The sequence below is a fragment of the Streptomyces sp. NBC_01384 genome (assembly GCF_045040035.1).
Taxonomy (GTDB): domain Bacteria; phylum Actinomycetota; class Actinomycetes; order Streptomycetales; family Streptomycetaceae; genus Streptomyces.
On record NZ_CP109559.1, the window covers coordinates 1,930,362 to 1,944,898 of the forward strand.

11 protein-coding genes, 1 tRNA gene and 2 pseudogenes are annotated in these 14,537 nt (G+C 70.8%); 7 read left to right on the forward strand and 7 right to left on the reverse strand.

Annotated features, from left to right (window positions below; translation table 11 throughout):
- Window positions 1–55: 55 nt before the first annotated feature.
- Window positions 56–169 (forward strand): annotated as a pseudogene (locus tag OG747_RS08660) (magnesium transporter CorA); the annotation flags it as partial.
- A 47-nt stretch (window positions 170–216) separates the two neighbouring features.
- On the opposite strand, the gene OG747_RS08665 reads toward OG747_RS08660, so the two are convergent.
- Both OG747_RS08665 and OG747_RS08670 read right to left on the reverse strand, forming a co-directional pair.
- The gene (locus OG747_RS08665; RefSeq protein WP_405878694.1) at window positions 217–1,005 is read right to left on the reverse strand and encodes a ferritin-like domain-containing protein; all 789 of its coding nucleotides are present in this window, start codon (window positions 1,003–1,005) and stop codon (window positions 217–219) included.
- A gap of 214 nt (window positions 1,006–1,219) precedes the next feature.
- The gene (locus tag OG747_RS08670) at window positions 1,220–2,275 is read right to left on the reverse strand and encodes an LLM class F420-dependent oxidoreductase (protein ID WP_405878695.1); all 1,056 of its coding nucleotides are present in this window, start codon (window positions 2,273–2,275) and stop codon (window positions 1,220–1,222) included.
- A 152-nt stretch (window positions 2,276–2,427) separates the two neighbouring features.
- Between OG747_RS08670 and OG747_RS08675 the strand changes: the two genes are divergently transcribed.
- The gene (locus OG747_RS08675; protein WP_405878696.1) at window positions 2,428–3,411 is read left to right on the forward strand and encodes an aldo/keto reductase; all 984 of its coding nucleotides are present in this window, start codon (window positions 2,428–2,430) and stop codon (window positions 3,409–3,411) included.
- Window positions 3,408–5,696, forward strand: a complete 2,289-nt coding sequence (locus OG747_RS08680; RefSeq protein WP_405878697.1) for a helix-hairpin-helix domain-containing protein — start codon at window positions 3,408–3,410, stop codon at window positions 5,694–5,696. Before OG747_RS08675 ends, OG747_RS08680 begins: the two co-directional genes overlap by 4 nt.
- 84 nt (window positions 5,697–5,780) lie before the next feature.
- On the opposite strand, the gene OG747_RS08685 is transcribed toward OG747_RS08680, so the two are convergent.
- Complete coding sequence (locus tag OG747_RS08685) at window positions 5,781–6,488, reverse strand: hypothetical protein (RefSeq protein WP_405878698.1); 708 nt, start codon at window positions 6,486–6,488, stop codon at window positions 5,781–5,783.
- A gap of 47 nt (window positions 6,489–6,535) precedes the next feature.
- Here OG747_RS08685 and OG747_RS08690 point away from each other — a divergent pair, with 47 nt between their 5' ends.
- On the forward strand, window positions 6,536–6,724 hold the full coding sequence (locus OG747_RS08690; RefSeq protein ID WP_405878699.1) for a DUF5703 family protein: 189 nt from the start codon (window positions 6,536–6,538) through the stop codon (window positions 6,722–6,724).
- A 498-nt stretch (window positions 6,725–7,222) separates the two neighbouring features.
- Here the strand turns inward: OG747_RS08690 and OG747_RS08695 are convergent.
- The 3 genes and pseudogenes from OG747_RS08695 to OG747_RS08705 form a co-directional block, all read right to left on the reverse strand.
- Window positions 7,223–7,984 (reverse strand): annotated as a pseudogene (locus tag OG747_RS08695) (chaplin family protein); the annotation flags it as partial.
- 149 nt (window positions 7,985–8,133) lie between these two features.
- Window positions 8,134–8,367: a chaplin ChpH gene (chpH, locus tag OG747_RS08700; RefSeq protein WP_019066065.1), complete on the reverse strand. Its 234-nt coding sequence runs from the start codon at window positions 8,365–8,367 to the stop codon at window positions 8,134–8,136.
- 164 nt (window positions 8,368–8,531) lie between these two features.
- Window positions 8,532–9,857 (reverse strand): M20/M25/M40 family metallo-hydrolase, encoded by a 1,326-nt coding sequence (locus OG747_RS08705; protein ID WP_405878700.1) that lies wholly within the window; start codon window positions 9,855–9,857, stop codon window positions 8,532–8,534.
- A gap of 187 nt (window positions 9,858–10,044) precedes the next feature.
- On the opposite strand from OG747_RS08705, the gene OG747_RS08710 reads away from it, so the two are divergent.
- Window positions 10,045–10,129 (forward strand) — tRNA-Leu (locus OG747_RS08710).
- Window positions 10,130–10,411: 282 nt separating this feature from the next.
- Window positions 10,412–10,660: a hypothetical protein gene (locus OG747_RS08715; protein WP_405878701.1), complete on the forward strand. Its 249-nt coding sequence runs from the start codon at window positions 10,412–10,414 to the stop codon at window positions 10,658–10,660.
- A gap of 380 nt (window positions 10,661–11,040) precedes the next feature.
- Here the strand turns inward: OG747_RS08715 and OG747_RS08720 are convergent, their stop codons facing one another.
- On the reverse strand, window positions 11,041–12,084 hold the full coding sequence (locus OG747_RS08720) for a LacI family DNA-binding transcriptional regulator (RefSeq protein WP_405878702.1): 1,044 nt from the start codon (window positions 12,082–12,084) through the stop codon (window positions 11,041–11,043).
- Window positions 12,085–12,876: 792 nt separating this feature from the next.
- Here OG747_RS08720 and OG747_RS08725 point away from each other — a divergent pair.
- Window positions 12,877–14,472: an arabinofuranosidase catalytic domain-containing protein gene (locus OG747_RS08725; RefSeq protein ID WP_405878703.1), complete on the forward strand. Its 1,596-nt coding sequence runs from the start codon at window positions 12,877–12,879 to the stop codon at window positions 14,470–14,472.
- The last annotated feature ends 65 nt before the right edge of the window (window positions 14,473–14,537 follow it).

Consider the following 14,537-nt stretch of genomic DNA (forward strand, 5'->3'; position numbering starts at 1 on the left):
CGTGATCGTCGACTGCGCCTTCTACCGTGACGGGCGCCGGACGGAGGGCCCCGAGGACTTCGACCGCATGCCCGAGCTGCACTGGTTCTGGTCGTATCCGGCGGTGGTACCGGCGAGGGTGGGCCTGGAGATCCTGCTGTACCGACTCTTCAAGCGGCGGGGTTGGCTGTGGCGCTCGTTCCGCCTCACGCGTGCGCGTGGCAACCTCGCGGGGGACTACGCGAACTCCGGTGCCGTCGTCGCCGGGCCGCCCAGGGCGTCGCGGCGTTCGGGCATCTTCAGGGAGACCATGCGGCGCCAGCCGACAGCACGCTCGTAGGCGTAGACGGCGTGGATGCCCGCGGCGAGTGTCGTCGACCTGGACCTCGGCCAGCCTAGGATGCGCCCCATGTGGGCCATCACGGCGAGACTGACGTCCCGGTAGATGCGGATCTCGGCGAGCGCGCACTCCCGCAGCACCCGCTGGATGGCACGGCCGTGTCCGGCGGACGCGAAGCGCAGCAGTTCCTCGTGGCAGTAGGCGAGGTGATTGTCCTCGTCCTGGGAGATCATCCGGATCGCGCGGCCGATGTCGGGGTGGTCGGCGAAGTACTTGCGCAGCAGCTCCATCTGTTCGGAGGCGCGCTGCTCGGTGACCCTGCTGTGCGCGAGGTAGGTGATGACGTCCCGGACGGTGAGCGGCTGTTCGCTCTTGAGCTTGTCGTGGGCCAGGCCGATCCCCCGCCGTTCCAGGAGCATGGTGTAGTCGGTGTCGGCCGGGACCTCGACCGGCGCGAGGCCGCGCTTCTTCATGAGGGCGTTGAAGATCCGCCCGTGTTTGTCCTCGTCGGCGCCGTGCCGGGCGATCTTCGGGGCGAGGGCGCGTTCGCTCGGCGGGACCAGCGCGGCGATGCGCGCGTTCTCCCATCCTCCCTGCGATTCCCCACTGGCGGCGATGGAGCAGAAGAGCCGGAACGACTCGTCGTTGTCGAGGATCTCCTGGAACAGACTCTTGGCCGACAGCATCGGTGACACCTCTCTGCAGGGTCCACAGAAAACGAGTCAAATAGGATGCCAGGGACCCGGCAACCGATGTGTCGGACAAATGCGCCGAACGAAGGACGAGGGGCGGTTCCAGGCGCGTAACCGAGCGGGCGCCCGCGCGTTGTCCCCCGTGACGGCCGTGGCGGGGAAGACCCCCCGAGCCCCCACCACGGCCGCGGAAACTCTCCTGGATCTCCTACGCCAGACCGGCCCGCTCCAGCGCGTCGGAGCCGGCCCGGAGCGAAGCGATCCGGTCCTCCAGCGTGAAGCCCGCGGGCGACAGCGTCAACGTGGTGACCCCGGCCGCGGCGTACGCCTTCATGCGGTCGGCGATGCGGTCGACGGAGCCGAGCAGGGTGGTCTGGTCGATCAGCGCGTGCGGAATGGCGGCGGCCGCGCCCTCCTTGTCGCCGGACAGGTACTTGTCCTGGATCTCCGCGGCTTCCTTCTCGTACCCCATGCGCTGGGCGAGCTGGTTGTAGAAGTTCTGCTTGCGGCTGCCCATGCCGCCGACGTACAGCGCGGTGTAGGGGCGGAACATGTCGGCGAGCGTCGGCACGTCCTTGTCGGCGCCGACGGCGAGCGGCAGCGTCGGACAGACGTCGAACCCCTCCATGGTCTTGCCGGCCTTCTCGCGGCCCGCGCGCAGATGCCGCAGCGCGGTGTCCTCAAGGTGCTCGGCCGAGGGGAAGATCAGCAGCGCGCCGTCGGCGATCTCGCCGGTCTGCTCCAGGTTCTTGGGGCCGATCGCGGCGATGTACAGCGGGATGTGCTCGCGCTCGGGGTGCACGGTCAGCTTGAGGGGCTTGCCCGGGCCGCCCGGCAGCGGCAGCGTCCAGTGCTCGCCCTCGTACGACAGTCGCTCCCGCGTCATCGCCTTCCGTACGATCTCGACGTACTCGCGGGTGCGGGCCAGCGGCTTGTCGAACTTGACGCCGTACCAGCCCTCGGAGACCTGCGGACCGGAGACGCCGAGGCCGAGGCGGAAGCGGCCGCCGGAGAGCGAGTCGAGGGTCGCGGCGGTCATCGCGGTCATCGCGGGCTGACGGGCGGGGATCTGGAAGATCGCCGAGCCGACATCGATGCGCTCCGTCTTGGCGGCCACCCAGGTGAGCACGGTGGCCGCGTCGGAGCCGTAGGCCTCGGCGGCCCAGCAGACGGCGTATCCGAGCCGGTCGGCCTCCTGGGCGACGGCGAGATTGTCCGCGTCCATTCCGCCGCCCCAGTAGCCGAGGTTGATCCCGAGCTGCATGGCCGATTCCCCTTACCGATCAGTAATGTCCCTTGTGTCGGAGACCCTAGCGCGCTGATGGGCAGCATGGCAGGAGCGGCTTCGGCCTCTGATCATCCAGGTTGTCCACAGGGCCCCCACGACGCGAGTTTTGGCCAGTAATCTCGGCGTCCATGGAGCAGAGGCATCTCGGCCGTACCGGCCTGCGTGTGTCCCGGATCGGACTCGGCACCCTCACGTGGGGGCGGGATACCGGCCAGCATGATGCCGCGGAGCTGTTGAAGGTGTTCTGGGAAGCGGGCGGGAACCTCGTCGACACCGCGGACGTGTACGGGGACGGCGAGTCGGAGTATCTGCTCGGACAGCTCATGGAAGGGCTCGTGCCACGCCGCGACCTGGTCGTCTCCACCAAGGCGGGCAGTGTGCCCGACCCGGACCGGCGGTTCGACGGCTCGCGCGGGCATCTCCTGTCGGCGCTCGACGCCTCGCTGCAGCGGCTCGGCACGGACTACGTGGATCTGTGGCACGTGCACGCCTTCGACCCGGACACCCCGCTGGACGAGACCCTCCAGGCGCTCGACCTCGCGGTCAGCAGCGGTCGCGCGCGGTACGCGGGGGTGTCCAACTTCTGCGGCTGGCAGCTCGCCAAGGCCGCGACCTGGCAGCTCGCCGCGCCCGGGACGCGCACCCGGATCGCCAGTACGCAGATGGAGTACTCCCTGCTCCAGCGCGGCGTCGAGCGCGAGGTGCTGCCCGCCGCCCTCGATCTGGGCGTCGGCCTGCTGCCCTCCTCCCCGCTCGGGCGCGGCGTGCTCACCGGGAAGTACCGGGGCGGCACGCCGTCCGACTCGCGGGGCGGCTCGGAGCACCTCGCTCCGTTCGTCGCGCCGTATCTGGACGACACGGCGAGCGGCATCGTGGACGCGGTGACGACCGCGGCGGACGGCCTCGCGGTCACGCCGCTGCAGGTCGCGCTCGCCTGGGTCCGCGACCGGCCCGGCGTCGCCGCCCCGATCGTCGGCGCGCGCAACGCGCAGCAGCTCACGGCAGCGTTGTCAGTGGAGGCCCTTAGTCTTCCTGACGAGATCTGCCGCGCGCTCGACGATGTGTCGGCGCCGGTGCACCACTATCCCGATCACGACTGGAGCACGCTGTGAGCACGGAGCCCGAGACCACGGAGGAAGCGGAGCCGGGGACGCCGGGCGCGGGCGCCCCGCAGAACGACGGCACCTCGGAGGCCGAGGGGACCACGGTCGAGAAAACCACGGTCGAAGGGACCACGGTCGAGGGCGACACGGAAACCGAGGACCCGGTGGCCGACGGCTCGGCCCCGGACGATGACGGCACCCCCGCGACGGACGGCGCCGCCGAAGGCTCGGCGGACGCGGCCCAGTTGTCCGAGGCCGAGGCCGAGCTGGCGGCACAGCAGCTGGAGCGGGAGCGGATCGAGCGGCGGAAGGCCGAGAAGCAGGGGCCGATCGAGGCCGGGGCCAAGCTCAGCGGGAAGGCCGCGGATCTGCTCGCGGCGGTGCGGGCCGTGGAGAGCGGTGAGAAGCCCGTAGCCACCGCCTTGCGCGAGCCCGAGCCGACACCGCGCAGGGCGGCCGCCCCGGAGCCCGTGCGGCGCCCGCAGCCGGTGGCCGCCCCGGCCGAGACCTCGGCGGCCCTCGCCCCGGATGCCGTCGCCGCCGTACGCGCCGTGCTGACCGGGGGCGGCGCACCCGACGCGCTCGCCCCGCAGGTGGTCGGGGCGCTGGGCGAAGGCGCCGACGAGCAACTGCGCGAGGATCCCTGGCAGTTGCTGCGCGTCGCCGGGGTGCGGCCCGAGCAGGCCGACGGGTTCGCCCGGGCGCTGCTCGGCGCGGAGTGCGGACCGGACGACGAGCGACGCGGCCGGGCGGTCACCGTATGGCTCCTCGAACAGGCGGCCCTCGCCGGGCACACCGCCCTCGACGCCCCGGCGCTCACCGCCGCGCTCGCCCAGCGCGCCGTGCCGGACCCGGACGCGGCCGTGCAGAGCACCCTCGCGGAGGGCGAGGCGCTCGTCTTCCAGGACGCCCTCGACACCGCGCCCCCGGCGCCGGAGGAGGGCGCCGAGGAGCCCGAGGAGCGCCCGGTCCGCGTCCTCGTCGGCCTGGAGCGGTACGCGCTGGCCGAGGAGAGCCTCGCCGACGGACTGGCCCGGGTGATGAACTCCGTGCCGAAGGCGGACGGCTCCGCCGGCGGCTGGGAGCAGGCCGCCTCGTCGACCACCCGTTCCGCCGCGGAGCTGATCCGCGCGGTCGCCGCCCACGGCCTGGTCCTGCACACCGGCGGGGACGCCTCCCAGGCCGAGGCGGCGGCGCTGCTGTACGCCGCGCGCGGTCTCGGCCTGCGCGGCTGGGCCGCCACCCACACGCCGAGCGGCCGCGACCGCTTCACGGTCCAGATGGCGCTGTACGACCTGCCGGACGGGCCCTCGGGCGCCCCCGAGGACGGGCCGGTCACCGGGGTCACCACCGTCGCAGGACTCCTCTCCGGCGCCGAGGGCCCGGGCCGGGACGCGGACGGCGCCTTCGACCTCGACCTCCTCGTCGTCCTGGACGCGCCGCAGTTGGACGTCGAGACGGCGGCGATGCTCGCCGAATCTCTGCCGGACGGCGCGCGACTGGTGCTGAGCGGGGACCCGGGGGTGTTGTGGTCGGCGGGTCCGGGGCGGGTCTTCGCGGACCTGCTCGCCGCCCGGGTGTGCCCGCAGGTGGCCTCGCGGACGCCGGACCCCGGCCCCATCGGTGAGCTGGTCTCCGGGGTCGGCATCGGCGAGCTCAACCAGGTCGAGGCCCCCGGCAAGGAGGTCGTGATCGTCCCGGTGCGCGACGCCGGCGAGGCGGTGCACCGTACCGTGCAGCTGGTCGCGGACTCGGTGCCGCGGGCGATCGGCATCCCGGCCGAGCAGACCCAGGTGATCACCCCGGGGCACGGCGGCGCGGTCGGCACACGCGCGCTGAACACCGCGCTCAAGGAGCGGCTGAACCCGGGCCCCGGCCGCTTCGGCGGCTTCGACCCCGGCGACCGCATCGTGTACTCCCCCGCTCCGGGTCGTACGGTGCCGGGGCAGGTGGTGAAGGCCGACGCCGACGGGCTGCACCTCACGTGCGCGGGGCTCCCCGTCGTCGTGCCGAAGGAGCGGGTGGAGCAGTCCGTGCGGCACGGCTGGGCGCTCACGGCGCACCAGGCGGTCGGTCTGCGCTGGCCCGCCGCGGTCGTGGTGCTCCCCGGCGACGCCGCGGCGGCCCTGACCAGACCCTGGGTCTACACGGCCTTCGGCCGGGCCGAGCGCCATCTGTCCGTGGTCCACGGAGTGGAGCAGGCCCTGCAGCGGGCGGTGGCCGAGGTCCCGCAGAAGCCGCGCAGCACGCGCCTGCCGGCCCTGGTCAAGGCACAGGCACCGGCGGCGGGCTGAGCCCGGCCCCTGGACACGCGTCCCGTACACAGAAAGTGGCGGCCACCGATCTCCCGGTGACCGCCACTTCTTCGTAGGACCCGCTCAGCGATCGGCGTCCAATGGCTCCAGATCCCCGTCCTCGTCCAGCTCGGGGTCCGGGCCGAGGTCGTCCTCCAGCTCGTCGTCCTCCGACTCGTCGTCGAAGACCGCGCTGACGTCGAAGCGGCAGACGACGCGCTGCGGGTCGATCGCTTCGAAGGGTGTCTCCAGCCACTCCCCGGGGTCGGCCGGTTCGTCCGCTGCCGTGACCCAGAGCGTGGAGTCGCCCTCCTCCAGGCCGAACTCCTTGTGCCGGGAGGCGATCTCGTCCGGTTCGAACTCGCCGAACAGGACGCCGAGCGCTCCGTGGACCGTGCCGGACGCCGCGTCGAAGCCCGCGGCCGCGGTGGCCCCGTCCTCCTCCACGGCCTCCACGCGCTGGGCCTGCGCCAGCAGTCGCTGCGGCTCCACCACCGCGTAGTCCCGGCGGATCAGTACGCTCAGCGCGTTCGGTTCCTCGGGGCCCGTGTACGGCGGCAGCGTGTCGTCGCTGCCGGGGATCTCGAAGGGCGTGACCTCGTCGTAGCGGTCGTAGAGCAGCTCGTCGTACTCCTCGGCCGCGGCGGCCAACTCGTTGAACGCCTCGTAGACGGCCGGGTCGTCATCGCCCGACCTGCGCTCGACCGCGGCCAAGTGGCGGTCGAGTGCGGTCTTGACAGCCTCGGCGGCGGCGCGTACCTCGGCAGCGGTGGGCTGCACAGCATCAGACATAGTGCAGACGCTATCCGTACACGGCCTCTGCCCGCACAATAGATGCGATGCCGGAATACGAATTTGTCGACGTGTACGTGCCGCGCGGGGTCTCCCGCAAGGAAACGGCACGCCTGCTGACGGACCATGCGGAGTACGGACACTGGGAGTTGGACCGCCTCAGCCTGCACCCCGACGGCAGCCGCAAGGTGCGGTTGCGCCGGCGGATCATCCGCCAGGTGCGCGCCACGTGGTGAGCGAAAGCGGCTGAAACGGAGCGGGCCCCACCAGTGCGGGGCCCGCTCCGTTCGCTTCGCCACAGGGGACGTCTGTGGCGTTGCGATCACACCTGTCCCGGTCCGTCCCCGACCTGGTCCGGCCCTGTTCCGGTCCGGCCCTGTCTTCTGCCGTGCCGGTTACACCCCCGCGCGCGCCCGGCGGTAGAGCACGGCACCCGCGAGGATCGCGCCCGCGCCGGCCGGGATCACCGCGCCGAGCGGCAGGTCACTGCCGGTGTGGGCGAGCTGCGCGGCGGCCTGCGGCTGGGAGACGTTCTGCGTCCCCGGGTGGTTGGGGTGCGAGGCGGGCGGCGTGCCCGGGTGTCCTGGGTGACCCGGGTGGCCCGGCTGACCCGGGTGGCCCGGCTGACCCGGGTGGCCCGGCTGACCCGGGTGGCCCGGCTGACCCGGGTGGCCCGGCTGACCGGGGTGACCGGGCTGTCCGGGGTGACCAGGCTGACCCGGCTGACCGGGCTGACCGGGCTGACCGGGCTGACCGGGGTGACCAGGCTGTCCGGGCTGACCGGGGTGACCCGGCTGTCCGGGGTGACCCGGCTGTCCGGGCTGACCGGGGTGACCAGGCTGACACGGGTGACCCGGGTGACCGGGCTGGCCCGGGTGACCGGGCTGGCCCGGGTGACCGGGCTGGCCCGGGTGACCGGGCTGGCCCGGGTGACCGGGCTGGCCCGGGTGACCGGGCTGGCCCGGGTGACCGGGCTGGCCCGGGTGACCGGGCTGGCCCGGGTGACCGCCGCCGGGCGGATTGGTGGTGTGCCCGCCGGCCCCGTTCGCGCACTCGTTGCCCATCGCCGGGTTACCGGCCCCGACCACGTTCACGCTGTTTCCACAGGCGTTGACCGGCACGTCGATCGGCACCTGGACGTGGTTGCCGGAGCCGACACCCGGCGAGTCACTGGCATACCCACCGGCATGGGAGCCGCCGCCCGGGTGCGAACCACCGCCGACGTGACCACCGGAGGACGAACCGCTGCCGCCGCCCTGATTGACGCACTTGTTGCCCATCGCCGGGTTGAGCACCCCGACCACGTTCACGGTGTTTCCACAGACGTTGACCGGCACGTGCACCGGCACCTGCACCGTGTTGCCCGACAGCACGCCGGGCGAGTCCGAACTGGAGCCGATCGCACCCGAGTCGGCGTGTGCGTAGCCCCCGGCCGCGGCGAGTACGCCGGTCGCGGCCGCCACGGTCATCAGGCCCTTGCGGGTGACCTGTCGCATAACTGAATTCCCTGCCTTAGTCCTTGACTTGGACCATCCGGAACGCGCACGCATCCGTCAAGCGCGTGCGCCGAAAGCCGGTCGGCCCCGGAGTGCGTGGCGCGCTCCGGGGCCGACGGGCTCAGATCCTCATGGGGTGAGGCACAACGTCACTTGTTGATGCAGGTGTTGCCGAAGGCGGGGTTCAGCAGCCCGATCACCGAGATCGTGTTGCCGCAGACGTTCACCGGAACGTGAACGGGCACCTGGATGACGTTGCCGGAGACGACGCCCGGGGAGTGCACAGCGGCACCCTGGGCACCCGAGTCGGCGACGGCCAGGCCCGCACCCGCGAGAACCAGACCACCAGTGGCAGCCGCAGCAGCGACGACCTTCTTGATCATTATTCCTCCTTGTAGGCAAATGCGATCCCATGCAGCGGATCGCATCACCTGTAACGAGGAAGGAGTAGTAGAGCTACGAGCTTATGGTCGCATTCACCCGTCCCGGGCGATCTCCGTACGTACGGGCGAATGACGGCGTCAATACGTCAATACGCCGCGACGCGTCACGACGCGTCGATGAAGCGGTCGAGCACGCGTACACCGAACTTCAGCGCATCCACCGGCACCCGCTCGTCGACCCCGTGGAACATGCCCGCGAAGTCCAGCTCCGGCGGCAGCTTGAGCGGCGCGAAGCCGAAGCAGCGGATGCCGAGGTCGGCGAAGGACTTGGCGTCGGTGCCGGCCGAGAGCATGTAGGGCACGGCGCGCGCGATCGGGTCCTCGGCGGACAGCGCGGTCTGCATGGCGTCGACCAGCGCCCCGTCGAAGGTGGTCTCCAGTGCCTTGTCCGCGTGCACGTCCTCGCGCTTGACCTTCGGTCCGAGAATCCGGTCCAGGTCGGCGAGGAATTCCTCCTCGTACCCCGGCAGATAACGCCCGTCGACGTGCGCGGTCGCCTGCCCCGGAATCACGTTGACCTTGTACCCGGCACCCAGCTGGGTCGGGTTGGCGGTGTTCTGCAGGGAGGCACCGATGAGCTTGGCGATGCCGCCGAGCTTGGCGAGCGTCTCGTCCATGTTCTCCGGGTCGAGCTCGGTGCCGAGCGCATCCCCGAGCTCGTCGAGGAAGTGCCGCAGGGTCTTAGTCACCCGGACCGGGAACTTGTGCCGGCCGAGCCGCCCGACGGCCTCGGACAGCTCGGTGATCGCGTTGTCCTTGTGGATCATCGAACCGTGCCCGGCGGTGCCGTCCACGGTCAGCTTCATCCAGTGCATGCCCTTCTGGGCGGTCTCGACGAGGTACAGCCGCAGCTTCTCGTTCACCGTGAAGGAGAATCCGCCGACCTCGCCGATCGCCTCGGTCACGCCCTCGAAGAGGTCGGGGTGCTTGTCGACGAGGTGCCGCGCCCCCCACGTACCACCAGCCTCCTCATCGGCGAGGAACGCGAGGACGATGTCACGCGGCGGCTTGCGCCCGCTGCGCAGCCGGTCCCGGACGACCGCCAGCGTCATGGCGTCCATGTCCTTCATGTCGACCGCGCCGCGGCCCCACACCATCCCGTCCGCGATCTCGCCGGAGAAGGGGTGGTGGGTCCAGTCCGCCGCGTTGGCCGGTACGACGTCGGTGTGGCCGTGGATGAGCAGCGCGGGGCGGGAGCGGTCCTCGCCCTCGATGCGGGCCACCGTCGAAGCGCGCCCCTTGTGCGACTCGAAGATCTGCGGTTCGAGCCCGACCTCGGCGAGCTTCTCGGCCACGTACTCCGCGGCCTTGCGCTCGCCCGGCCCGGAGTGGTCCCCGTAGTTGCTGGTGTCGATCCGGATCAGCTCGCGACAGAGGTCCACGACCTCGTCCTCGCCAGAGACGCTCCTGGCCGTGTTCGACTCGCTCACGCTGCTTCCTCCCACTGTCGCTGCTGGTGGTCCCCCTCATCCTCTCTCCCACACCCGCCCCGCCCCAAGGCCGGACCCGGCCCGTCACACGCCGTTCACGCGGCGACGGGGCGTGATCAGAGGCCCTCGAAAGCCTGGTAATGTTTCCTCTGTCGCCGCGAGGGAAACCCCGCGCGGCAAACACCTTGTCCGGGTGGCGGAATGGCAGACGCGCTAGCTTGAGGTGCTAGTGCCCTTTATCGGGCGTGGGGGTTCAAGTCCCCCCTCGGACACGCACAGTACGCCCACCGGTGCTGGCCGACTCTCGGCCGGCACCGTTTGCGTTTGATGGTCGTACGTCTGATGGTCGTACGTCAGCCGCAGCCCGAGTTGCCCGTAGACCTCGGCCTTGTCAGCGGGACCAGCCTGGTGCAGCACGGACAGTAGGCCGCCGAGGGCGTCAACCAGGCTGCGGATCTCCTCGCGGCTCATCCGCCGGTGGGTTCCGCGCCGGTTCTCGGCCTGTGCCATTTTGGCGGCATACGCGGCCCGCTCGGCTTGCACCTCCCGGCTCCATGTGGCCACGAGCGTGGGGTCGGCTCCGGCTTCGAGGGCGGCGCGATGCCGGGCGAGCTTGCGGTCGCACTCGGCCAGAGCTCGCCGCAGGGTTCCGCACGGCCGACGCCGTGTTGCTGTCGTGTACCGGCTGGCACACCCTGTCCGTCCTTCCCGACATTCAGCAGGCGGTCGGCATCCCGGTGATCTCCTCGAACCTCGCCGTGGCCCTGATCGCCACCCGCCTGGCGATCGGAGCGCCGCCGTGACCACCGAAGCCGACCGGATCCACCGCCTCGTCGAAAAGGCCGCGGCCTTGCCGGACGTACGACGCGAAGTCGAGGCCAACCACGATGACAACCGCTGGTGGCCCACCTCGATCACCGACACCCGCATGCGGATGATCGCCGTCGGCTGGTCCACCCGGGCCTCGTACCGGATGATCGACACCTACGCCTCCGTGGTCGCCGCCGCAGGGGCCCTCGGATGCGATGCCCTGACCGCCGCCACCGACGACGAGCTCACCGCGCTCGTCACGCCGATCGGTCTTCCGACCGCCCGCGTCGACTACCTCAGATCGCTGGCCGACCTCGTCCGCCGCTGGGGCAAGGACGAGATCGACCCGACTGCCGAAGGGATGGACACCGACTCAGCGCGCCGCGCCGTTGACTCGCGCCTGCCGGCCGGTGGGTGCGGCGCCTGTGCTGGAGCGCAGCGCGATCGGGGGTGCCAACAGGATGTGCCGAGGCGGAGTGTCCGGTGCGGCGATGCGTTCCACCAGCAGGGAAACAGCTTTCTCGCCCATCTCCAGGGCCGGTACGTCCGCCGCCGTGAGCGGCGGACGGAAGTCCTCGGCCCAAGCTTCGGCCGCCACTCCGGTGATGGAGAAGTCGTACGGCACTTCGAGGCCCCTGTCCGCCAGCGCCCGCTGGATGCCGGGCAGGGCGGCCTCGTTGATGGTGGTGAGGGCGGTGAGGTCCGGATGGCTGCGCAGGAGCGCCTCGACGCATTCCTGGCCCGAGCGGGCGTCGTCCCCGCAAGGCACTTCGATGCCGTCAAGGCCGTACTCCGCCAGGGCGGTCTCGAAACCCTCCCTGGCCCTGCGCGCGGGGCCATAACCGGCCGCGATGAGTTCCGGGGAGCGGGTGACCAGTGCCACCCGGCGGTGCCCCAGATCGGCGAGGTGCCGCACGCAGTGCTGGATCAAGCCCGCGTAATCGACGTCGATCCAGGACATCTGCTGGTCGCCTGCCGTGTGTCCGATGCCGACGAAAGGCAGCCCGGCACCCTGCAGGCGATCCACACGAGGGTCCTCCAGACGGATCTCCATCAGAATCACCCCGTCCACGCGGCCCTCCGAGACCAACCGCTCGAAGGAACGGTCGTGATCCTCGCCGGAAGGGGACAGCAGCACATCCAGGTCCACCCGGGCGGCGGCGTCGACCACGCTGGCGACGAAGTCCAGCTGCATGTGCGTGAGCCGGTTGCCGGCCGGCGGGATCACGAGACCGATCGTCCGGGTCCGGCCCTCCTTGAGGGCCCTGGCGGTCGCGTTGGGCCGATATCCCAATTCGTCGATCACGTCTTGGATACGTCTGCGGGTGTTGGTCGCGACGGGGCGTTTGCCGCTGAGCGCGTACGACACCGTGGTGCGTGACACGCCGGCGCGCCGGGCGATCTCTCCGATGTTCATGCAGCTCCCCACGAACCTCTCCGCAGGCCGCAAGGCTACCTCGCGCGAATCGGTTCGCCAGGGGGCAGGAAGCGGCGTGTGCATGGCATAGGGACGTGTCGGCGCAGTGATCGCGGATACGGCAGATCGACCGCTCGATGCGGGTCAGTCTGCGTGGACGCACGCGGGTCCGGGCGGACCGAGGATGCCCGAGTGCCATGAGTCCGCGGGGAACGGCGTCAGGCTGCCGGGCACCGTCACGCGTTCCGCGTCTCATGCATCACCGGAAGGTGTGGAGCGAATCGATTCCACGCAAGCGCTTCGATTGGATGGTACGACCGGCGGAGGGGAGGGTCAATGGCGTGCCATGAGACGAAGGTGACGCCGACGTGCGGGTCGAGGCCCCGCCGCTTCGGCCAGCGCGCTCCGAGCCGGGCCCCATTACCCGGGATCGGCGGCTGCGTCCCTGTTCACCGGCATGATGGCAGGTCACCCAGGTGATCCGGGCCTGGCCGTCGGACACACGCTCGACCCACCGCGCCGCGCGGTGGGAGGACACGGAGACACCCGCCTGCCGCCACGTCGGTCCCGCTCGAACGTGTCGATCGGTCCCCGAGCCGCAGGAATCAGCCGTTCGAATCGATTCCGCGACAAGGGCCTCCCCGCCCTTGACAGCCCTGCGGAATCAGGAGCACCGTCTCCCTCCGAAACCTCTCTGCAATCCCACTGCAAAACGGCACCTTCCAGCGCTTCCGATGGTCAGCGCCTCCAACACAACCCGACGTGGGTTGCGCCGCACGGTAGGGAGATCAGATGGGAACCACACGTACAAGACGCCACCCGCTGTCCGGGCGCGGTGGCGTCCAACGGCTGCTCGCGGCGGTACGGAGCCGTGGCAGGCCGGAAAATGTGCCGGATCAGGCACACGTCCGTCCGTCGGCGCGCACGCCCCGCTCTCGGCAGAAGACGTTCGCCCGGGCGGCGGCCGCGGCCGCGCTCGTCGCCGGCGCGCTGGGCGGCGCCACGGCAACGGCCGGCACAGCCCAGGCCGCCGCATCCGGGCCGTGTGACATCTACGCGGCAGGCGGTACGCCCTGTGTGGCGGCGCACAGCACGACGCGGGCGTTGTACGCCTCGTACAACGGATCGCTCTATCAGGTCCGGCGTGCTTCGGACAACGCCACCCGGGACATCGGCGTCCTGAGTGCGGGCGGATACGCCGACGCCGCCGCGCAGGACTCGTTCTGCTCGGGAACGACCTGCCTGATCACGGTCATCTACGACCAGTCCGGCCGCGGCAACAACCTCACCCAGGCGCCCGCGGGCGGTGCTGCCGGCGGCCCCGACAACCTCGCGAACGCGACCGCCGCGCCCACCATGGTGGCCGGTCACAAGGCTTACGGTGTCTTCGTCGCGCCCGGCACGGGTTACCGCAACAACCACACCAACGGCATCGCGACCGGGGACAACCCCGAGGGCATGTACGCGATTTTCGACGGCACGCACTACAACGGCGGCTGCTGCTTCGACTACGGCAACGCCGAGACGGACAGCAACGACGACGGCAACGGCACCATGGAGGCCATCTACTTCGGCAACATCAAGGTCTGGGGCTATGGTTCGGGCAACGGTCCGTGGATCATGGCCGACCTGGAGAACGGCCTGTACTCCGGAGTCAACGCCGGCTACAACGCCAACGACCCAACCGTCAACTACCGGTACACGACGGCCATCATCAAGGGCGGTCCGAACCACTGGGCGATCCGCGGCGGCAACGCGCAGTCGGGCGGCCTGTCCACCTTCTACGACGGGGCGCGTCCCAACGTCCCGGGCTACAACCCGATGCGGAAGCAGGGTGCCATCATCCTGGGCATCGGCGGCGACAACAGCAAGGGTGCCCAAGGCACCTTCTACGAAGGCGTGATGACCTCCGGCTACCCGTCGGACGCCACCGAGAACGCGGTTCAGGCCAACATCACCGCGGCCGGATACAGCAATTCCTCGGGCGGGACGGGCACCGGTGCGCTGCACGCGGTGGGCGCGGGCAAGTGCCTGGACGTGCCGAACTCGTCCACCACGGCCGGCACACAGCTGCAGATCTGGGACTGCAGCGGCGGCGCCAACCAGACCTGGACCCGCACCTCCTCCAACCAGCTGACCGTCTACAGCGGCAGCAGCCAGATGTGCCTGGACGCGTACAACAACCAGACCTCCGCCGGCACCAAGGTGGAGACCTGGCCGTGCAACGGCGGCGCCAACCAGCAATGGCAGCTGAACTCCAACGGCACCGTCACCGGCATCCAGTCCGGACTCTGCCTCGACGTCACCGGTGCCTCCACGGCCAATGGCGCCCTGGCTGAACTCTGGACGTGCAACGGCGGATCCAACCAGCAATGGAGCCTCAACTGACCTGAACGGCTCCAGCCCGTGGCCCGCCCACCGCGGCCACGGACCACTCGCCACCGGCATCACGT

Coding starts and splice junctions, on each gene's coding strand:
- chpH (WP_019066065.1), bottom strand. CDS start 8,367: ATGATCAAGAAGGTCGTCGCTGCTGCGGCTGCCACTGGTGGTCTGGTT.
- OG747_RS08665 (WP_405878694.1), bottom strand. CDS start 1,005: ATGCTGTCGGCCAAGAGTCTGTTCCAGGAGATCCTCGACAACGACGAG.
- OG747_RS08670 (WP_405878695.1), bottom strand. CDS start 2,275: ATGCAGCTCGGGATCAACCTCGGCTACTGGGGCGGCGGAATGGACGCG.
- OG747_RS08690 (WP_405878699.1), top strand. CDS start 6,536: ATGCCGGAATACGAATTTGTCGACGTGTACGTGCCGCGCGGGGTCTCC.
- OG747_RS08725 (WP_405878703.1), top strand. CDS start 12,877: ATGGGAACCACACGTACAAGACGCCACCCGCTGTCCGGGCGCGGTGGC.
- OG747_RS08675 (WP_405878696.1), top strand. CDS start 2,428: ATGGAGCAGAGGCATCTCGGCCGTACCGGCCTGCGTGTGTCCCGGATC.
- OG747_RS08720 (WP_405878702.1), bottom strand. CDS start 12,084: ATGAACATCGGAGAGATCGCCCGGCGCGCCGGCGTGTCACGCACCACG.
- OG747_RS08685 (WP_405878698.1), bottom strand. CDS start 6,488: ATGTCTGATGCTGTGCAGCCCACCGCTGCCGAGGTACGCGCCGCCGCC.
- OG747_RS08715 (WP_405878701.1), top strand. CDS start 10,412: ATGTGGCCACGAGCGTGGGGTCGGCTCCGGCTTCGAGGGCGGCGCGAT.